Below are 18,658 nucleotides of genomic sequence, written 5' to 3'. Positions count from 1 at the left end.
ATGGCGGCCCGCAAACCTCATGCGTTCGTGCGCCGAGTCCTTGCCGCGGCCCTGTTTGCCGCCACGGCCGGCGCTGTCGCGGGCCAGGCCGCGACGGACCCCGCCACGCCCCGCGTCATCCGCAACGGCGCCGCGCACGACGCGTTGTTCGACCTCGCTTTCGAGGGCCGGCAGGGGATCGCCGTCGGCGCGTTCGGCACGATCCTCGCCAGCGAAGACGGCGGCGCGAACTGGCGCAGCCTGCCCGCGCCGGCCAAGACTCCGGTCCTGCTAGGCGTGGCGATGCGTGCCGGGCGCTGTCTCGCGGTCGGCCAGATGGGCGCCGTGCTCGCCGCCGACGACTGCCGGCAGTGGAAGAACGTCGCCTCGGGCAACAGCTCGCGGCTGATGGCGGTGAGCCTCAACCGGGACGGTCTCGCCTACGCGGTCGGCGCCTTCGGCACCGTGCTGCGCTCGGGCGACGGTGGCCTCTCCTGGGCGCCGGTCGCGATCGACTGGCATGGCATCGGCGACGGTGGCGCGGAGCCGCATCTCTACGACGTCCATGTCAGCGACGCCGGCTCTGTGACGGTCGTCGGCGAGTTCGGCGTGATCCTGCGTTCCGCCGATGGCGCGCGCTGGCAGACCGTGCATCGCGGCGAACAGGCGCTGTTCGGGCTCGCGGTGAAGGAGGGGGCCGCCTACGCGGTCGGGCAGGCCGGCACCGTCCTCGCGAGCACCGACGGCGGCAACAGCTGGAAGGCGCTGCATACCGGCTCGGCCGCGATCCTCACGGGCGTGTGGAGCGACGGCCGGGGCCGCGTCGTCGCCTCGGGGATCAACGCCATCCTGCGCAGCGAGGACGGTGGCGCGAGTTGGCGGGCGATGGACTCCAGGCTCGCGACGCGGGCCGCGCATAACGCCGTGGCGGCTGCTGCGGGCGAGGCAGGAAAGCCGCGCGTGATGACGACCGGGTCCGCCGCGACGCTGCTCGACGTGGCGCAGTAAGCACACAAAACACAAAAGGAAGGGGACACGATGGACAGCAAATCATTGGGCTTCTCGCGCAGCAGCTTGTGGCTTACCGCGCTGCTGACGCCGGTCGTCGCCGGCGCGGCGGACTGGCAGGTGTCGGGCTTCGTCCGCGAGGAGATCGCGGTGCGCGTCGGCGGCGAGGACAATCCCGCCAACCAGCAGGGCAACGTCTACAACGGCAAGTCGGTGCCGAACACCGGCCTCGGGCCCTTCCTCGCCCCGGGCGTTTCGCCGGCGACGCTCGCCCGGCCCGGGAGCCTCTCGGATTCCAACACCTTCAACTTGTTCGCGACGCGCCTCGACCTGGCGGTCGACGGCAAGCTCAGCGAGACGCTGGCGGCCCACCTCAAGGTGCGGGGCTTCTACGACGGCGTCGGGCAGGTCGACAGCGCCTTCCGGCACGAGAACGTCTTCGAGCAGGAGTTCCGCGGCAGCCGCGGCGGCACGCCCTTCGAGGTCGCGCGCAAGGACTGGATGCTCGACATCCCGGCGGCCTACCTCGACTACAGCGACGGTCCGCTGTGGCTGCGCTTCGGCAACCAGCAGATCGCCTGGGGCGAATCGATCTTCTTCCGCGTGCTCGACGTGCCCAACGGCATCGACCTGCGCCGGCACTCGGTGCTCGACGTCGCCGCCGAGGAATATTCCGACAAGCGCGTGCCCTCGCTCGCGCTGCGCGGCAGCTTCCGCGTCACCAACGACTGGGAAGTCGAAGGCTTCACCCAGCGCTTCCAGCCGACCATCCTCGCCGGCGACAACTCGCCCTACAACACGATCCCGTCGCAGTTCGTCGTGCAGGAGAAGGCGGGCTACGACAAAGTGAAGGACGACCTGACCTTCGGCGGACGGATGCGCGGCAAGCTGGGCGGCTTCGACGTGCAGCTGATGGCCGTGAATCGCCGCAACCCGGACGGCGTGGTGCGCTGGACCGACTCGAGGGCGGGCATGCTTGCCGGCACATCCTTCGAAGCCGGTACGGGGCAAGGCGTCTACAGCGCCGCCGAGTGGTTCCACTACGCGAGCCTGGTAGGGCTGGATGGCGTCGGCGGCCTCGAAAGCGCGCTCAACGAATTCCCGGCGACACTCGGGCTCGGATCGGCGGCGGTCGCCGCGGGCTGTGGCGGCACGGTCAACGGCGGGCGCATCTCGCTGCCGACGAAGGCAGCGGCCTCCTGCGTGCTCGATACCTTCTTCGATCCGGTGGTCGGCCTCGGTAACCTGAAGGGACACTTGGCGCGCGAGTATCCGCGCGAGAATGTGTTCGGCTTCGGCATCAACCACGTTTTCGAAGGCGAGCCGGACTCCTTCCTCGATCAGCTGGTCGGGCGCTTCGAGCTGTCCTACACACCGGACAAGAAATTCACCAATCCCACGCTGTCGCGCGAATTCATCAAGGAAGACGAGACCCAGTTCGCGTTCATCCTCGAGAAGTACCACAAGTTCAGCGCCGAGATCCCGGCGACCTACATCGTCGCGCAATGGCTGCACAAATCCGCCAGCGATCTCTTCGGGCGCCACCTCTCCGGCCTGGACAACAAGCCGGGCGAACGTCCGCGCGGGCTCAACAGCTTCAATGCGATCGCGCTGGCGATCCAGCAGCCGTCGCCGACCCTCGAATGGCGCGGCGACCTCACCGTGATGACCGACCTGCGCGGCGGCTGGCTGATCCAGCCGGGGGTGAAGTGGAAGCCCAACAAGTCCTTCCAGCTCGACGTATACGGCAACGTGCTGCGCAGCGACGGCGGCAACGACGACTTCGGCGCCAACCTGAAGTCGGCCAATGAAGTCTTCATGCGCGGCACTGTCTACTTCTGATTAGTCCATGCGGGAGATGACGATGAATTCCGGATACAGACTGGATGGCAAGGTCGCGCTCGTCACCGGCGGCGCACGCGGACTCGGCGCCGAGACGGCGCGGGCGCTGGCGCGGAGCGGGGCGCGCGTGATGGTCACGGACATCCTGGAAGACGCCGGGCGGGCGACCGCGGCCGAGATCGACGGCACCTACATGCGCCACGACGTCACGGACGAAGCCGACTGGGAGCGTGCTGTTACGACCACCGTCGGGCGCCACGGCGGCCTCGACGTCGTCGTGAACAACGCCGGCATCGAGACCGCGGCGTTGCTCGTCGACTGCGAACTCGCCGACTTTCGCCGTGTGATGGCGGTGAATGCGGACGGGTGCTTCCTCGGCACGAAGTGGGCGATGCGAGCAATGCGCCCGGGCGGGATGGCAGGAGCGGGCGGCGCGGTCATCAACCTGTCCTCGGTCGCCGGCCTCGTCGGCGTCGTCGGGCTAGGCGCCTACTGTGCCGCGAAGGGCGCTGGGCGGTTGCTCACCAAGTCGGCCGCGCTCGAATCGGCCCGCCTCGGCTACGGCGTACGGGTTAATTCGATCCATCCGGCGGTGATCAAGACTGCGATGGGCGAAGACGTCGTGCGCAGCATCGCGGCGCTCGGCCTCGCCGCCGACGTGGCCAGCGCAGAGGCGCTGATGCAGCAGATGCACCCGATGGGCTACGGACGCCCCGAGGACGTCGCCTCCGCCGTCTGCTACCTCGCATCGGATGCGGCGCGCTGGGTCAATGGCACCGAGCTCGTTCTCGACGGCGGCCTGACGGCCGGTTGAGCGGCGATGCAATCCATCAGGAGAAAGAAATTGACTCACCAAGCAACGCAGCCGGGCTGGCGCCTGATGTTTCGCGCGGCCGCCCTGTTCAACTGGATGGCCGGTTTCCCGTTGTGGTTTGCGCCGGTCCAACTGTCGCGGATGTTCGGTTTCGAGCCGGTGCCGGACCACACGCTCTACACCGACCTCTTTGCGGTGTTGGTCATCACCTTCGGGATCGGCTACTGGAAGGTTGGCGGCAATCTGGTGCGCAACCGGGTGATGATCGAAATGGGTATCTGCGGCAAGTTGCTCGTGGTCCTGGTCGGCTATTACCACTACCTCGCCGGCACGACGAGCCTGCCTTTCGCCATGCTGGTCAGCGGCGACCTGATCTGGGCGCTCCTCTTCCTGCGCTTCCTCCGGCTCCACCCCGAGCATCCCGTGCCCGCAACACGGCTGCACGCTGCTCCCGACGACCTCGAACAACGCTGCGCATGACCGCAGCCAACCGGAGACAAACAATGAGCAGGAAAACCATCACCGTCTTTGCGGCCACCGGCAGTGCCGGATCCGCCTGCGTCGAGGAGTTGCTGCGCCAGGACGTGTTCAACGTTCAAGTGCTCGCGAGAGCCGGGGGGCTGCAGGAAAAGTCCTCCTCCGGCCTTCTCAACTCGGATAACACGAAGCAGCAGCGCTGGAACGACTGGCAGCGGCGCGGCGTGGTGGTCAAACAGGCGGACGTCACCGATCACGCCTCGCTGATCCCGGCGCTCGAGGGCACGGACTACCTCGTGTCCTGCGTGCCGCTGTTTGCGACCGAATCGCAATACCCGCTCATCTGGGCCGCGAAGGAGGCCGGCGTGGAGCGCTTCGTGCCCTCCGAATTCGGCTTCATCTACGACTGGGAGCAGTTCTGGCCCACCGACAACGCGCACAAGACCGCAGCCCGGCAGAAGGCCTTCATCCGTCGCGTGATCGAGTTGGCCGGGCTGGACTTCACCATCATCCCCGCGGGGCTGTGGATCGAGTATTTCATGGCCGAGCCAGTCGCCGTGATGGGCGATGGCAATACCAAGATCTCCTGGTCCACGGCTCAGGACGTCGGTCGCATCATCCCGCACGTGCTCGCGCATCCGGCGTCGCGCAACGCCGTCTGCCCGGTCGCCGCGACCGCCTACCTCACCTGGAACGAGTTGCTCGACGCGCGCGAGCGCATCCTCGGCCGCAAGGTCGAGCGCGTCTACATGAGCCATGCGGACTGGCGAAAGGTTTACGCGAAAACGCCCGACGGCCCGATGAAGGCGATCATGGGGATTGGCGTCGCCGCGACCGAATGCCCGGAAGGCATGCCGCTTTGGGCCCACTGGAATGCGCTGCACCTGCCGCACTTCAAGGGCACGCCGTTGGAGCAGCTTTTCCCCGATTACATCGAACCGCGCGTCAGGGAACTGACTGCCGCACTCGTCTGAGGAGAACCAAACGTGTTCAAGGCAATCCTGATCGACAAGGGCGAAACCGGTCACGTCGCGACGCTGACCGAGCTCGACGATGCACGTCTGCCCGAGGGCGACGTCATCGTCCGCATCGAATACTCCACCGTCAATTACAAGGACGGCCTGCTCATCACCGGGCGCATCCCTCTGATCCGCAAGTTTCCGATGGTGCCCGGCATCGACTTCGCCGGCACGGTCGAGCAAAGCGATCACCCGGATTGGGCCCCGGGCGACCGCGTCGTCCTCAACGGCTGGGGCGTCGGCGAGGGGCATTGGGGCGGACTCGCCCAGCGCGCGCGCGTGCGCGGCGAGTGGCTGGTGCGCCTGCCCGAGGCCTTCACGCCGCGCCAGGCGATGGCGATCGGCACCGCTGGTTACGCCGCGATGCTGTGCGTGATGACGCTGGAGCGGCATGGGATCGGCCCGGAGGACGGCGACATCCTGGTCACCGGCGCGAGCGGTGGCGTCGGCAGCGTGGCGATTGCATTGCTGTCCCGGCTCGGCTACCGCGTCGTCGCCGCGACCGGACGTCCCGCCGAGGCGGATTACCTGAAAGCCCTCGGCGCCGCCGAGATCATCGACCGCGCGGCACTCGCCAACCCCGGCGAACCGATGCAGGCCGAGCGCTGGGCGGGCGCGATCGATACCGCGGGCAGCCACACGCTGGTCAACGTCTGCGCGGCGGTGCGCTATGGCGGTGCGGTCGCGGCAACCGGACTCGCGCAAGGGCTCGATTTCCCCGCCACCGTGCTGCCCTTCGTGCTGCGCAACCTCGCGCTGTACGGCGTCGACAGCGTCATGGCGCCGCAGAAGTTGCGCCAGCGCGCATGGGAACGACTGGCGCAGGACCTCGACGCGGCCAAGCTCGAATCGATGATCCGCGAAGTCGGGTTAAGCGAGGTGATCGGGCTCGCGCCTGAGATTCTGGCGGGCAGGGTGCGCGGGCGGCTGGTCGTCGATATGCGCAAGTAAGCGGCGCGTTCAGGCTTTCGACCGGCGGTACCTCTCCTCTCTCCCGCCGCTGGACGACTTACCCCATCCGGTCCGAGTGCCGGGTGGGGTCCTTTTCATGGCTCGCCATCAACCCGCTGCCAGCCGCTCCTGCCAGTCGAACACTACCGGCCAGATGCGGCGATGGGCGTTCTCGCCGACCAGGGCGCCGACATGTCGCAGTGCGAGCGCCGGTATCGCCGTGATAACGGATCGCCTCTATTTCCTCGCTGCCGGCCAGTGCGCATAAGTCGAGCAGCGAGGCAGGCGGCACGATCCGGCTGTCGGGATCGTAGACAGCGAGCAGCGGCGTGCGGACGTCGCCGGGGAGGAGAAGGCGATCGCGTAGCACGAGTTCGCCCCGCATGAAGCGGTCCTCGCGGTAGAGGAACTCCACGAGTTCCTCGAACAAGCGGCGGCACGGCGAACTCGTCGAGCGTCCAGCGCTCGGCAATGCGTTTCAAATGCCGGACGCGAAGCGAGGCTCGCGACGCGGTCCAGCCACCCAGCGGATGCGGGCGAGCAGTGCGTGGATTGGAATCATTGTGTGCGCTGGGGGCGGGGGACGGCTGGTGCAGTAGGATGATGCGTTCGCCGTGTTTCATCCGCACTGACCGCCATGCCGCCTGCCCGTTCCGCCGCCGCCTCCGCTGCCGAGCCTGTTTACCTGCGCACGCTGACACGCCGCTTCGCCCACGCCGGCCGGCTCGAGGCGATCCTGTTGCGTGCGGCGCGACGGGCCGCGGCGCAGTCGGTGAGCGAGGCGCGTGCGTTGGCGGGCCGCGGACTCGCCGGGGACCACCGCGCCGCCTCCGGCCGCGGCGGCGGCAAGCGCCAGCTGACCCTGATCCAGGCCGAGCATCTGACGGCGGTCGCAGCGCTGGCGGGCCGCGACGAGGTCGATCCGGCGCTGTTGCGGCGCAACCTGGTGGTCTCCGGCCTCAACCTGCTCGCCGCGCGCACGCTGTTCCGCGACCAGCCGCTGGTGCTTCGCATCGGCGCCGAGGTCGTGCTCGAGCTCACCGGCGTCTGCGAGCCCTGCTCGCGCATGGAGGAGGCGCTCGGCCCCGGCGGCTACAATGCGATGCGCGGCCACGGCGGCGTCGCCGCGCGCGTCCTTATTGGCGGCGTGCTGCGCATCGGCGACGCGGTCGTCTGCGAAGTAGCGCCGCCTGCGGCCGCGGCGCCCGGCGCCGACGCCCCCCTCACAACCCGCCCGGAGAACCCCGCATGACCGCCCTGATCCTCGGACTGCTGCTGTTCTTCAGCACCCATTCGGCGCGCATCTTCGCCGAGGACAACCGTACCCAGTACATCGCCCACTATGGCCTGGCGAAATGGAAGCTTGCCTACTCGCTCGCTTCCGCGATCGGCCTCGGCCTGATCGTGTGGGGCTACGGCGCGGCGCGGCTCGACCCGCTCGTGCTGTGGGCGCCGGCGCCGTGGACGCGGCACCTGGCTGCGGTGCTGACGCTGCCCGCCTTCATCCTGATCGCCGCCGCCTACGTGCCCGGCACGCGACTGCGGGCGAAGCTCGGCCACCCGATGGTGATCGGCGTGCAGCTTTGGGCGCTCGCGCACCTGTTCGCCAACGGCGCGCTCGCCGACCTGCTGCTGTTCGGCTGCTTCCTGGTGTGGGCGATCGCGAGCTTCGTCGCCGCACGCCGGCGCGACCGGGCGCAGCGGGTGGTGCGGGGGGAAGGAGCGCTGGGTTGGGATGCGCTGGCGGTGGCCGGCGGGGCGGGAATGTGGTTCGTGTTTGCGCGCCACCTGCATGCGGTGTTGTTTGGGGTGGTGCCTTTCGGGTGAGGGGGCCGGGCGGGTTCCGGCTGACGGTAGCCGCGGGATTGTTGGCGATGGCGTCGTGCGGGCGGCGACGCAGGTCAGCGCAGATGAGGAGACCGTTCCGATCGTTGGGCGGGCCTTCGGTCATGCAGGTCGTAGCGCTCGATCGACGCTGCGCCGGAGCGCGATCTGCCGACAATTTCACCCACCACATCGACATCGGCACTGTGGACAGCGCATTCCCGAAGGGGAAGCTGCTACTCGCCGTAGCAACGGGGCCTTTGGAGCGACACGACCGAGCTGGCACTAACGGCCACATCCGGTCCTTCCCCTGCTTTTCGGAGTTCCCACCCTTGAGGCCGCTCTACCTGAAACCCGCCGGATGCTCATGGCGGAAGCAATCGTAGTCGTCATTCGGTTGTTCGTTATCCTAGGAGGCCGGCTGGAGCCCGCCCATGCCCGCAGACGTCTTCGTGCATGAGCCTTTCGGACACCTGATAGATTCGAGCACGCCATCGATGGAGGTCGATTGATAGCAACGTCCCCGGTCCGTGCTGAGTTTTCCAACGACAGCGATTAACATCATCTGCACTTCTGCAGCTGGAACCCACCCATGACTGAGGCTCAAGACAAAGGCACAACCTCGATCAGTTTGGTGCGTGAAGCGATTTTTGCGGCTACACAACGCAATCTGGACGTAAATGCCGCATTGCATCGTGCTGGTATTGCGGGCGAATTGCTGAACTCCCCAAGAGCCCGCGTACCGGCGCTAGCCTTTGCCCGCCTGTGGGCGGCTCTGGCCGATCTGATGGACGACGAATTCTTCGGCTTGGATAGCCATCCAATGCGTCGAGGCAGTTACGCGCTGATGTGCCACTCGGCTCTCCATGCCGAAAATCTGGAGCATGCGCTGCGTCGAATGCTGAGATTTCTTCGCGTAGTCCTTGACGATATGTATGGAGAGCTACGCTGCGACGGCGAGCACGCCCTCATCGTGCTGCATGATCGAGGACCGACACGCCGCCTCTACGCCTATGGGACGTGGTTCATCCTCGTGCACGGCCTAGCGTGCTGGCTCGCACGCAGGCGAATTCCATTGATAGAAATGAGTTTCCGCGCTTCCGCGCCGGTCGACGACAGCGACTACCGCTTGCGCTTCTGCGAAGAAGTGACCTTCTCCGCACCGGAAACCCTGATCCGGTTCGATCGCAGTTTTCTCGACCTGAAAGTGACGGAAACGGAAGCTACCCTGCGCGCATTCCTACAGGCCACCCCGGCAAACATCCTGGTGAAGTACCGCAACGAATCCAGCACGACGGCGCTGATAAGGCGCCGGTTGCGAAACCAACTCCCAGACGAGTGGCCCGATCTCGACGCGCTGGCGCCATCACTGAACATGTCATGCGCGACGCTGCAGCGCCGCCTGTCGGCGGATGGCACGAACTATCGGCGCCTGAAGGACGAGTTGCGGCGCGACGTCGCCATCGAACTGCTGTCCAACAGTTCGCTCACGGTCGCTGAGGTCGCTGCACAGACCGGATTTCAGGAGACCAGCGCCTTTCATCGTGCCTTCCGCAAATGGACTGGAGCAAGTCCGGGAATCTACCGACATGGCAAGGGGGCGGCGACAGACTGACCGATCCTTAATAGGACGTCCGACGCTTCAAGTCGGCAAAGCGGGTCTTGCTCGTCCTCAAATGATTTCTCCGAATTACTGCGCGGTTTCCTCCCGGAGCCGCCGGTAATGGTCTGCGTTCGCTTGCGCGCCTGAATTGTGGCGCACGACGTCGATTACCGCTCTCTGCTTCCTCCGATGCGAGCGCGAACGACCCTGGGTGTTCAACGACCTCATCCAAGTTGAAGTTGTTGGACATCGACCGCTTGCTCGGTGGCGCCGACACTTCTGCTAGCACAAACCAACGGCCAATACGAGTCACCACAAGACTGTCCCATTGAGGGCGCCGTTGGAGTCGGTGTGGGCAAAGCCCACGACGTCAATCCAAAGGAGGCAAGATGAACCAAATAGACGTGCACGCACTCGCCGGAAAGGCCAAATTCAATGGCTTCCACGGCTTGGTGCTGTTCTGGTGTGTATTGATGCTGATCCTCGACGGCTATGACCTTGCGGTAGTCGGCGCGGCGCTTCCATCGATTATGAAGGACATGGGAGTCGACGCCACCAGTGCCGGCATCATGGCCGGATCCGCACTCTTTGGCATGATGATCGGGGCCATTTCGCTCGGTACGCTGGCCGACCGATTTGGCCGCCCTGCAATGATCTGCGTTTGCGTTGCGCTCTTCAGTCTGTTCACGGCAGCCGCAGGGCTCACCAACGATCCCATCACCTTCAGCGTAACGAGATTCATCGCGGGCCTTGGGATCGGCGGAGTCTTGCCGATCGTCACCGCTCAGATGGCCGAGTTTTCGCCAAACGTCCTGCGGACACGACTGGTGACTCTGGTTTTTGCGGGGTATTCCATTGGCGGAATTCTGGTCGCGCTGACTGCCAAGCAGCTTATCGAGAGCTACGGCTGGCAGTCGGTGTTTTTTGCCGCGGGCCTGCCTGTGGCGCTGATTCCGTTCATCATGAAATGGATGCCGCAATCAATGGCCTTCCTGACGAAGAACGGCCGCCACGAAGAGTTGCGCCGCTTGTTGAAGCGTCTGCTACCCGAATATCCGTTGAGCGGCCGCGAACAGTTTGCTGACTCCTCAGCGGGCAGCAATAAGGATGCTCCGGTCCGACGCCTCTTCCAAGAAGGGCGCGGCTTTAGTACCGCGATGATCTGGGTTGCATTCATGACAGGTCTGTTCATGGTCTACGCACTCAGCTCATGGCTGACCAAATTGATGGCGATGGCCGGATACACCTTGGGTTCGGCACTGAACTTCGTGATTGTCTTCAACGTCGGGGCCATCGCTGGCGCAGTCCTTGGTGGCTGGCTGAGTGACAAGGTCAACATCAAGCGTGTGCTGATTGCCTTCTATGCCGTGGGGGCAGTAGCGCTAACAGCAATGGGGTACACCAAATCGACCGAGTTGCTGTTTGTCGTCGTATTCATTGTCGGGGCGTCGACGCTCGGTACTCAGTTGTTTGCGTATGCCTACGCCGGCGACTTCTATCCCCCCGCGATTCGATCAACCGGCGTTGGCTTCGCTTCCGGTGTGGGTCGAATCGGTGCAATCGTGGCGCCTGTACTTATCGGTTGGCTCGTATCTCTGAAGTTGCCGCTTGAGCAAAACTTCTTGGCGATCGCCCTGGCTGGCCTGTTCGGCGCGCTTGCAGTGACGCTGATCAATCAGGCTCGCGCCGAGTCATCACGTGTAAGCAGGGCGCTGATGGAGACTGCAACGGCTGGTCTACGGGACTGAGGTCTCTGCCGCGCATCGCGCCTTCAGCAACGACGCGAGGAGGGAGTGCGGCACGTACGCGCTCCCTCCTCCAGAAACATTGGATCACTTCGTGAAGATTGATTCTGAATGCGAGCAAGAAATGAACCGTCTATCTCCTCCGCCTTTTGCCTCACTTGACGACATGCGTCGAGCCGTCGACTGGGCGCTCATCACGCGACGCAGCGTGCGAGCGTTCCTCGACACACCGGTTCCTCGCGAGGAGATCGAATCCATCCTCAACGTCGCCCGCTTCAGTGCCACCGGCGTCAATCTGCAGCCGTGGCATGTGCATGTTGTGACAGGCGTGATGAAGTCCCGCCTGTCTTCTGCGATCAAAAAGATCAATGACGATCCGCGACGCAGTTCCGCCTTGGAAGAACCCTACGATTACTACCCGCATGAATGGGTTGCGCCCTATCTGGAGCGCCGTCGCAATGTCGGTTGGAGTCTATATGGACTGCTAGGAATCGAGAAAGGTGACAAGGAGCGGATGCATGCGCAACACGGGCGCAATTACCACTTCTTTGACGCGCCAGTGGGGTTGTTCTTCACCGTCGACCGAGTCATGGGCGAAGGAAGCCTGTTGGACATCGGCATGTTCATGCAAAACATCATGACGGCTGCCCGGGCGCGCGGTCTCGATACCTGCCCGCAACAGGCCTTCAACAAGTTCCACCGCGTGATTGCCAACGAACTAGCCCTTCCCGAAACGCACATGCTTGTTTGCGGCATGAGTCTCGGCTACGCGGATCCGGACTGCGTTGAGAACTCTCTGGTGACCGATCGCGCATCGGTCACCGATTTCACGACCTTCTACACAGAATAAAAGGAGACAAGACCATGAGCGCAAGAGCGTACTCTCACGGCCTCGAGAAAAATAAGGCAAACCACGTTCCGTTGACGCCATTGTCGTTCCTCGACCGGACCGCTGACGTCTTTCCGAATCGGACCGCCATCATCCACGGGAGCTTTACGCAGACCTGGTCGGAAACCCGTAAGCGTTGTTATCGTCTCGCGTCGGCGCTAGTTCGACTGGGAATTGAATCGGGCGACACGGTATCCATCATCGCGCCGAATACTCCAGCCATGCTTGAGGCTCACTTTGGGGTTCCCCTGGCCGGCGCCGTCCTTAACGCGATCAACTGCCGCCTCGATGCCGACGGTGTTGCTTTCATTTTGCGCCACGGTGAATGCAAACTCTTGTTGGTCGATCGCGAATTTGCTCCGCTGATTCAGAAAGCTTTGCAGTCGGTCCCCAATCCGCCGCGTGTGATTGATATCAACGATCACGAAGCACCTGATGGCCCCGCCATCGGTGAAACCGATTACGAGTCGCTGCTGGCCAGCGGTGATCCGGCATTCGCCGGTTGCTGGCCGACTGATGAGTGGACACCGATTGCATTGAACTACACGTCAGGCACGACGGGCGATCCAAAGGGCGTTGTTCCTAGCCACCGGGGAACGTACCTCATGAGCCTCGTCCAGATGACGAACTGGCCGCTCCCTCGCGCACCGATCTACCTGTGGACACTCCCAATGTTCCACGCCAATGGATGGTGCTTCACATGGGCGATTACCGCTGCGGCAGGAACGCATGTCTGCATGCGCAAGGTCAATGCTGCCACGGTTCTCGCTGCCATTGCCGAACATGGGGTCGATCATTTTTGTGCGGCGCCCATTATTCTGGCGGGCATCGCAAGCACATCTGAATCGGAACGTAAGCCGCTTCCGCGTCGTGTGCGCGTTCTGACTGCAGGGTCGCCTCCGCCGGCGGCAGTTCTCGATGCAGTGGGCTCCCTGGGCTTCGACGTCGACCATGTTTTTGGAATTACCGAGATCTCCGGTACCCCCATCAGTTGCGCTTGGCACGACGAGTGGGATGATTTGCCGGCGGAGCAACAAGCACGCCTGAAAGCGCGTCAGGGCGTACGTGCGGCGGCATTGGAGAACATGTCGGTGGCCGACTCTCAAACACTTGAGACGGTGATTGCCGACAGCAAGACCACTGGCGAGCTGCTGGTCCGCGGCAATACCGTCATGATGGGATATCTGAAAAATCCCGAAGCAACGGAAAAGGCCTTCGCAGGTGGTTGGTTCCATACCGGAGATGTGGCCGTAGTCCATCCTGACGGTTACATGCAAATCACGGACCGTTCGAAGGACGTCATTATTTCCGGCGGAGAGAACATTTCCTCCGTAGAAGTGGAGGAGGTCATTTACAGCATGCCGGGCGTATTGTATGCCGCCGTGGTCGCTCAGCCGGATGAGAAATGGGGTGAGACGCCTTGTGCTTTCATCGAACTGAAGGCCGACGCATCGAGGATAACGGACGCAGACGTCATCGCGTTCTGTCGAGAAAGGCTGGCACACTTCAAATGCCCGCGTCGTGTCGTTTTCGGCGAACTGCCCAAGACTGCCACAGGAAAGATTCAAAAGTTCCGCCTGCGGGAGCAAGCGGGCAGCCGCGAGGCCATTACGAAATTGGCAGGCTAGTTGCGCGACTGGCGATGAAAATCCGATACAAGGGGTCAGCAATGCAGAGTTTCTTGGGTACCCGTTTTGATATCGACTCGTTCGCGATCGTGGACCAGGCTCTCCCCGAACCAGCTCGCGGTCAACTGCGAATTCGCGTCGAAGCGACGGCGCTGGGTTTCGTCGACGGTTTGATGATGCAGGGCCTCTATCAGATCAAACCGCCCTTGCCCTATGTGCCGGGCGGCGAAATTGCCGGCGTCGTCGATGCAGTCGGTCCAAGCGTGACGGTGCCGGCCGTCGGAGAACGGGTCGTCACGTGGCAACTCGGGGGCGGTTTCGCGGAATACGTTGTCGTCGATGCCGCAGACGTCGATACGGTGCCGGATGAACTTCCTCTGCCCATCGCAGCGGCCATGCTGGTTGATTTCCAGACGGCACACTATGCGCTGTTCGATCAGGGACGATTGACTGCCGCCGATACGTTGTTGGTACTCGGTGCAGGAGGCGCAGTGGCCTCGGCTGCCATCCAGCTTGCCGTGCGTGCCGGCGCACGCGTGATTGCCGCAGCTGCCAGCGAACACAAGCGCAAGGCGGCCTGTGAACTCGGCGCGGTGCATGCGATTGACTACAGTCTTCCAGATTGGCGTGAAGCGCTCAAGCAGCTGGCGCCCGAGGGCATCGATGCCGTGTTCGACCCTGTAGGTGGCGACATGTTCGAGCCTGCATTTCGATCATTGGCCAAAGGCGGTCGATATCTCGTCATTGGTTTCGCGGGCGGAGCGATTCCGTCGCTTCCGGTCAACCTGGCACTCCTCAAGAACGCCACCTTGCATGGGGTCGATATCCGGTATTTCCTGTCCAACCGGCCGGAACGGGCTCGGCGCATACGCAGCTCGCTATTTTCAATGGCTGCCCGCGGCCATCTTCTGTCACCCGCGATCATCACGTTTCCCCTCGCTAGCGCAAGAGACGCTGTACAGGCCCTATTCAGTCGAGACAGGCATGGAAAGATCCTTCTGCTGCCTCACGTGGACGCTGGTGCAGAAGAGTAGATGCTCCGTGACTCATGCAGCCACCGGCTGCTTGCACGCCGAGCGCTACCATCCGGAAAAGCCAGTTGGGCACTGAAGGGGGTGGGCACCGAGCCCCCGCCGAGTGCCCGGGGGGCAAGCCTCTCCGTCTCCCTGAACTCCTTCAGTAGCGCTTCCGCTGGTTCAGACGCCGGACGAGTCAGGCCAGGGCACGGGGACGCCGGGCGAGGTTAAGGGCAGTGTCCTCGATCATGTCCTCCTGCCCGCCGACCATGCGGCGGCGGCCCATCTCCATGAGGATTTCGCGCGCCGGCACGCCATACTTCTTCTCGGCGCGTTTCGCGAAGAGCAGGAAGGAGCCGTAGACGCCCGCGTAGCCGAGGGTCAGCGCGTCGCGGTCGATGCGGATCGGGAAATCCATGATCGGCACGACGAGATCCTCGGCGACGTCCTGAATCTTGAAGACGTCGACGCCCGTGTCGATGCCCATCAGCTCGCACACGGCGACGAACACTTCCATCGGCGTGTTCCCGGCGCCCGCGCCGAGCCCTGCGGCAGCGGCGTCGATCCGGGTCGCTCCGGCTTCGATCGCGGCAATCGAGTTCGCGACCCCCATCGCGAGGTTGTGATGGCCGTGGAAACCCAGCTCGGTTTCGGGCTTCAAGGCCTCGCGCACCGCACTGATGCGCGCCTTCACCGTGTCGGGCAATAGGTGTCCGGCCGAATCCGTGATGTAGATGCAGTTCGCGCCGTAGGACTCCATCAGCTTCGCCTGGGTGACCAGCCCTTCGGGGCTGTTCATGTGCGCCATCATCAGGAAGCCCACGGTGTCCATGCCGAGTTTCCGCGCCATCGCGATGTGCTGCTCGGAGACATCCGCCTCGGTGCAGTGGGTCGCGACGCGGATCGTCGAGACGCCCAACTCGTGCGCCATCTTCAAGTGATCGACGGTGCCGATGCCGGGCAAGAGCAGCGCCGAGACTTTCGCGCGCTGCATCAGCGGGATCACAGTGGAGAGATATTCCTCGTCGGTGTGGGCCGGGAAGCCATAGTTCACCGACGAGCCGCCCAAGCCGTCGCCGTGCGTGACTTCGATCAGCGGCACGCCCGCCGCATCGAGTCCGCAGGCGATGGTCTTCATCTGGTCGAGCGTCATCAGGTGACGCTTCGGGTGCATGCCGTCGCGGAGGGTCATGTCGTGGACGGTGATTTTTTGGCCGCGAAGGTTCATGTTGGTCTCCGGTCAGGCGGCCACGGTGGCGGCGCGCGGTTCGAGGGTGAGGCGCTGGGCGAGGATTTCCTCGGCGAACATCTCGGCGGTGCGGGCGGCCGCGGCCGTCATGATGTCGAGGTTGCCGGCGTACTTCGGCAGGTAATCGCCAAGGCCTTCGACTTCGAGGAAGACCGACACCCGCTTGCCGTCGAAGACCGGGCCATTGACGAGCCGGTAGCCCGGCACGTACTGCTGGACCTCTTCGATCATCGCGTGGATCGACGCCGTGATCGCGGCCTCATCCGGTTCCGTTTCGGTCAGGCAATGCACCGTGTCGCGCATGATCAAGGGCGGCTCGGCGGGGTTGATGATGATGATCGCCTTGCCCTTGGCGGCTCCTCCGACCTTTTCGACCGCGCCGGCCGTGGTGCGCGTGAACTCATCGATGTTCTTGCGCGTGCCCGGTCCCACCGAGCGACTGGAGACGGTCGCAACGATCTCGCCGTAGGCGACCGGCTGCACGCGGGAGACCGCGGCCACCATCGGGATCGTCGCCTGCCCGCCGCAGGTCACCATGTTCACGTTCATCTCGCCGCGTCCGAGGTGCGCCTTGAGGTTCACGGGCGGCACGCAGTACGGGCCGATCGCCGCGGGCGTGAGGTCGATCATCAGTACACCCAGTGCATTGAGCTTGCGGCTGTTCTCGGCATGCACGTAGGCGGACGTCGCATCGAAGGCGATCTGAATGTTGTCCGCCTTGACGTGCGGCAGCAGGCCGTCGACGCCCTCGGCGGTGGTCTTGAGCCCCAGCTCGCGGGCGCGCACGAGGCCGTCGGACGCGGGGTCGATGCCGACCATCCAGACCGGCTCCAAGACGGGGCTGCGCTGCAGCTTCGCCAAGAGATCGGTGCCAATGTTGCCGGGCCCGATCAGGGCGCATCGGATTTTTTTCATGATCGTTCTCTCTGGGTTGGGGGTTCGTCTTGGCGGGTGGTGTCCGGGTTGCGGCGCGCGGCGGGGTGGGCGCGGGAGGAGGGAGCGGCCCCGCCGCGGCGCCGCAATCGGACAATCACGCGAAGGCCACCGAGCAGCCGCCGAGCTCGTCGATTTCCATCGTGAAGCGGTCGCCCGCATGTGCGGTGACGAGCGGGGCGAGCGAGCCGGAGAGGATGATTTCGCCGGCGAGGAAGGGGATGCCGAAGGCGCCGAGCGTGTTCGCGAGCCATGCGACCGCTTCGGCGGGATGTCCCTGCACGGCGGCACCGAGCCCTTCGCCGGCGGGCTCGCCGTTGCGGAACAGGCGCATGCGCACCGCGGCAAGGTCGATGCCGGCGGGGTCGGTGTGTCGTTCGCCGATCACGAAGACGCCGCAGGAGGCGTTGTCGGCGACGGTGTCCTGGATGCGGATCTGCCAGTCGCGGATGCGCGAGTCGACGATCTCGAAGCAGGGGGCGACCCAAGCCGTCGCGGCGAGTACATCCTTGCGCGTGATGCCGGGTCCCTTGAGGTCGTGCTTCAACATGAAGGCGATCTCGCCTTCGGCGCGCGGCTGGATCAGGCCGGCTGCGGCGATATCGATCGTGCTGCCGTCGGCGTAATGCATCGCATCGGTGAGGAAGCCGAAATCCGGCTGATGCACGTTCAGCATCTCCTGCACGACCTTGCTCGTGACGCCGATCTTCTTGCCGACGAGCCGTTCGCCGTCGGCCTGCCGGCGTTCGAGCAGATGCAGCGAGACGTGGTAGGCGTCGTTGATGCCGATATCGGGATGGCGCGCGGTGAGCGGCGCGAGGGTGCGGCGGGCGCGCAATGCGGCGTACAGCTCGTCGCCGAGAATGGGGATCAGGTTCCGGTCCATGCTCGGCTCAGCCCGGCCACACGGTCGAGTCGGCGCCGCCGTCGACCTCGATGATCTTGCCGGTGACCCAGCGCGACGCGGGGCTCGCGAGATACAGCGCCGCGGCGGCGATGTCGCGCGGTTCGCCGAGGCACTTCATCGGAGTGTTGTGCTCCATGCCCTGGCGCATGTCGCCGGTGAGGACGCCTGCGAGCGAATCCGTGAGGATCGGGCCGGGCGAGACCGCGTTGACGCGCACGATCGGCGCGAAGTCCTGCGCGAGGAGCCGCGTCAGTTGCGTGAGCGCGGCCTTCGCCGTGCCGTAGGCGCTGAAGTGGCGCTGGGCGTAGCGGGCGGCAACCGAGGTGATGTTCAGGACGTTGCCGCCGCCCGACTCACGCATGTAGGGCACGCAAAGGCGTGTGAGCTCGCAGGCCGAGGTGAGGTTGAAGCGCAGCACGTTCTCGAAGGTTTCCGGCGTCGTGGTCAGCGGGTCGTTCGGCCCGGTGCCGCCGGCGTTGTTGACGAGGTGGGTGATGCGGTCGAAGTTCGTCATCGCTGCATCGACCAGCCGTCCGAGTTGGCCGAAGTTGGTCACGTCGCAGCTCACCGCGACGGCGCGGCGACCGAGGGCGCGGATCCGGGCAGCGGTCGCTTCGACCTCGCTTAGCGTCCGTGCGGCGCAGACGACGTCGGCGCCGGCTTCGGCGTAGGCCAGCGCGATCGCCTGTCCGATGCCGCGTCCGGCGCCGGTGACGATCGCCGCCTGGCCGTCGAGCCTGAATGTGTCGAGTATCTTCATCGGGAACCTCGTCG

The 18,658-nt window shown here is 64.7% G+C and carries 18 protein-coding genes; 13 read left to right on the top strand and 5 right to left on the bottom strand.

What is annotated here, in order from left to right; all coding sequences use genetic code 11:
* From VJ673_RS18555 to acuI, 6 genes are read left to right on the top strand one after another with little or no spacing between them, the layout of a single operon-like run.
* Complete coding sequence (locus tag VJ673_RS18555) at positions 1-987, top strand: WD40/YVTN/BNR-like repeat-containing protein (RefSeq protein WP_324127652.1); 987 nt, start codon at positions 1-3, stop codon at positions 985-987.
* Positions 988-1,017: 30 nt separating this feature from the next.
* Positions 1,018-2,829, top strand: a complete 1,812-nt coding sequence (locus VJ673_RS18550) for a DUF1302 family protein (protein ID WP_324127651.1) — start codon at positions 1,018-1,020, stop codon at positions 2,827-2,829.
* Positions 2,830-2,851: 22 nt separating this feature from the next.
* Positions 2,852-3,643 carry a glucose 1-dehydrogenase gene (locus tag VJ673_RS18545; RefSeq protein ID WP_324127650.1) on the top strand — a complete coding sequence of 264 codons (792 nt, stop codon included), beginning with the start codon at positions 2,852-2,854 and terminating at the stop codon, positions 3,641-3,643.
* Positions 3,644-3,673: 30 nt separating this feature from the next.
* Complete coding sequence (locus VJ673_RS18540; protein WP_324127649.1) at positions 3,674-4,123, top strand: hypothetical protein; 450 nt, start codon at positions 3,674-3,676, stop codon at positions 4,121-4,123.
* Positions 4,124-4,146: 23 nt separating this feature from the next.
* Positions 4,147-5,094, top strand: coding sequence for an NmrA family NAD(P)-binding protein (locus tag VJ673_RS18535; protein ID WP_324127648.1), 948 nt, complete (start codon positions 4,147-4,149; stop codon positions 5,092-5,094).
* A 12-nt stretch (positions 5,095-5,106) separates the two neighbouring features.
* Positions 5,107-6,090 carry an acrylyl-CoA reductase (NADPH) gene (acuI, locus tag VJ673_RS18530; protein ID WP_324127647.1) on the top strand — a complete coding sequence of 328 codons (984 nt, stop codon included), beginning with the start codon at positions 5,107-5,109 and terminating at the stop codon, positions 6,088-6,090.
* Between the two features lie 58 nt (positions 6,091-6,148).
* Here the strand turns inward: acuI and VJ673_RS18525 are convergent, their stop codons facing one another.
* Complete coding sequence (locus VJ673_RS18525) at positions 6,149-6,520, bottom strand: hypothetical protein (RefSeq protein ID WP_324127646.1); 372 nt, start codon at positions 6,518-6,520, stop codon at positions 6,149-6,151.
* Positions 6,521-6,727: 207 nt separating this feature from the next.
* On the opposite strand from VJ673_RS18525, the gene VJ673_RS18520 reads away from it, so the two are divergent.
* The 7 genes from VJ673_RS18520 to VJ673_RS18490 all read left to right on the top strand — a co-directional run bounded on the left by VJ673_RS18520 (position 6,728) and on the right by VJ673_RS18490 (position 14,813).
* Positions 6,728-7,342, top strand: coding sequence for an MOSC domain-containing protein (locus VJ673_RS18520; RefSeq protein ID WP_324127645.1), 615 nt, complete (start codon positions 6,728-6,730; stop codon positions 7,340-7,342).
* Positions 7,339-7,917 carry an NnrU family protein gene (locus VJ673_RS18515; RefSeq protein WP_324127644.1) on the top strand — a complete coding sequence of 193 codons (579 nt, stop codon included), beginning with the start codon at positions 7,339-7,341 and terminating at the stop codon, positions 7,915-7,917. Before VJ673_RS18520 ends, VJ673_RS18515 begins: the two co-directional genes overlap by 4 nt.
* Before the next feature lie 589 nt (positions 7,918-8,506).
* Positions 8,507-9,529: an AraC family transcriptional regulator gene (locus tag VJ673_RS18510; RefSeq protein ID WP_324127643.1), complete on the top strand. Its 1,023-nt coding sequence runs from the start codon at positions 8,507-8,509 to the stop codon at positions 9,527-9,529.
* Between the two features lie 377 nt (positions 9,530-9,906).
* A complete protein-coding gene (locus tag VJ673_RS18505) occupies positions 9,907-11,265 on the top strand; it encodes an MFS transporter (RefSeq protein WP_324127642.1) in 1,359 nt (452 codons plus the stop codon).
* 91 nt (positions 11,266-11,356) lie between these two features.
* Positions 11,357-12,112 (top strand): nitroreductase, encoded by a 756-nt coding sequence (locus VJ673_RS18500; RefSeq protein WP_324127641.1) that lies wholly within the window; start codon positions 11,357-11,359, stop codon positions 12,110-12,112.
* Between the two features lie 14 nt (positions 12,113-12,126).
* The gene (locus VJ673_RS18495) at positions 12,127-13,779 is read left to right on the top strand and encodes an AMP-binding protein (RefSeq protein WP_324127640.1); all 1,653 of its coding nucleotides are present in this window, start codon (positions 12,127-12,129) and stop codon (positions 13,777-13,779) included.
* A 14-nt stretch (positions 13,780-13,793) separates the two neighbouring features.
* Positions 13,794-14,813: an NADPH:quinone oxidoreductase family protein gene (locus VJ673_RS18490; protein WP_324127639.1), complete on the top strand. Its 1,020-nt coding sequence runs from the start codon at positions 13,794-13,796 to the stop codon at positions 14,811-14,813.
* Between the two features lie 178 nt (positions 14,814-14,991).
* Here the strand turns inward: VJ673_RS18490 and dmpG are convergent, their stop codons facing one another.
* The 4 genes from dmpG to VJ673_RS18470 all read right to left on the bottom strand — a co-directional run bounded on the left by dmpG (position 14,992) and on the right by VJ673_RS18470 (position 18,644).
* Positions 14,992-16,023 (bottom strand): 4-hydroxy-2-oxovalerate aldolase, encoded by a 1,032-nt coding sequence (gene dmpG / locus VJ673_RS18485; RefSeq protein WP_324127638.1) that lies wholly within the window; start codon positions 16,021-16,023, stop codon positions 14,992-14,994.
* A gap of 12 nt (positions 16,024-16,035) precedes the next feature.
* On the bottom strand, positions 16,036-16,962 hold the full coding sequence (locus VJ673_RS18480) for an acetaldehyde dehydrogenase (acetylating) (protein ID WP_324127683.1): 927 nt from the start codon (positions 16,960-16,962) through the stop codon (positions 16,036-16,038).
* Between the two features lie 112 nt (positions 16,963-17,074).
* The gene (locus VJ673_RS18475) at positions 17,075-17,863 is read right to left on the bottom strand and encodes a fumarylacetoacetate hydrolase family protein (RefSeq protein ID WP_324127637.1); all 789 of its coding nucleotides are present in this window, start codon (positions 17,861-17,863) and stop codon (positions 17,075-17,077) included.
* 7 nt (positions 17,864-17,870) lie between these two features.
* A complete protein-coding gene (locus VJ673_RS18470; RefSeq protein WP_324127636.1) occupies positions 17,871-18,644 on the bottom strand; it encodes a glucose 1-dehydrogenase in 774 nt (257 codons plus the stop codon).
* Between the last annotated feature and the right edge of the window lie 14 nt (positions 18,645-18,658).

Source organism: Aromatoleum sp. (assembly GCF_035254505.1).
Lineage (GTDB): Bacteria > Pseudomonadota > Gammaproteobacteria > Burkholderiales > Rhodocyclaceae > Aromatoleum.
The sequence above is the reverse complement of the archived record's forward strand: the minus strand, read 5'-3'. Positions and strand labels throughout refer to the sequence as shown.

What these genes read in the sequence shown, in the direction of transcription:
- VJ673_RS18555 (WP_324127652.1), top strand. Translation starts at nt 1, where the DNA reads ATGGCGGCCCGCAAACCTCATGCGTTCGTGCGCCGAGTCCTTGCCGCG.
- VJ673_RS18550 (WP_324127651.1), top strand. Translation starts at nt 1,018, where the DNA reads ATGGACAGCAAATCATTGGGCTTCTCGCGCAGCAGCTTGTGGCTTACC.
- VJ673_RS18545 (WP_324127650.1), top strand. Translation starts at nt 2,852, where the DNA reads ATGAATTCCGGATACAGACTGGATGGCAAGGTCGCGCTCGTCACCGGC.
- VJ673_RS18535 (WP_324127648.1), top strand. Translation starts at nt 4,147, where the DNA reads ATGAGCAGGAAAACCATCACCGTCTTTGCGGCCACCGGCAGTGCCGGA.
- VJ673_RS18520 (WP_324127645.1), top strand. Translation starts at nt 6,728, where the DNA reads ATGCCGCCTGCCCGTTCCGCCGCCGCCTCCGCTGCCGAGCCTGTTTAC.
- VJ673_RS18515 (WP_324127644.1), top strand. Translation starts at nt 7,339, where the DNA reads ATGACCGCCCTGATCCTCGGACTGCTGCTGTTCTTCAGCACCCATTCG.
- VJ673_RS18510 (WP_324127643.1), top strand. Translation starts at nt 8,507, where the DNA reads ATGACTGAGGCTCAAGACAAAGGCACAACCTCGATCAGTTTGGTGCGT.
- VJ673_RS18505 (WP_324127642.1), top strand. Translation starts at nt 9,907, where the DNA reads ATGAACCAAATAGACGTGCACGCACTCGCCGGAAAGGCCAAATTCAAT.
- VJ673_RS18495 (WP_324127640.1), top strand. Translation starts at nt 12,127, where the DNA reads ATGAGCGCAAGAGCGTACTCTCACGGCCTCGAGAAAAATAAGGCAAAC.
- VJ673_RS18490 (WP_324127639.1), top strand. Translation starts at nt 13,794, where the DNA reads ATGAAAATCCGATACAAGGGGTCAGCAATGCAGAGTTTCTTGGGTACC.
- dmpG (WP_324127638.1), bottom strand. Translation starts at nt 16,023, where the DNA reads ATGAACCTTCGCGGCCAAAAAATCACCGTCCACGACATGACCCTCCGC.
- VJ673_RS18475 (WP_324127637.1), bottom strand. Translation starts at nt 17,863, where the DNA reads ATGGACCGGAACCTGATCCCCATTCTCGGCGACGAGCTGTACGCCGCA.
- VJ673_RS18470 (WP_324127636.1), bottom strand. Translation starts at nt 18,644, where the DNA reads ATGAAGATACTCGACACATTCAGGCTCGACGGCCAGGCGGCGATCGTC.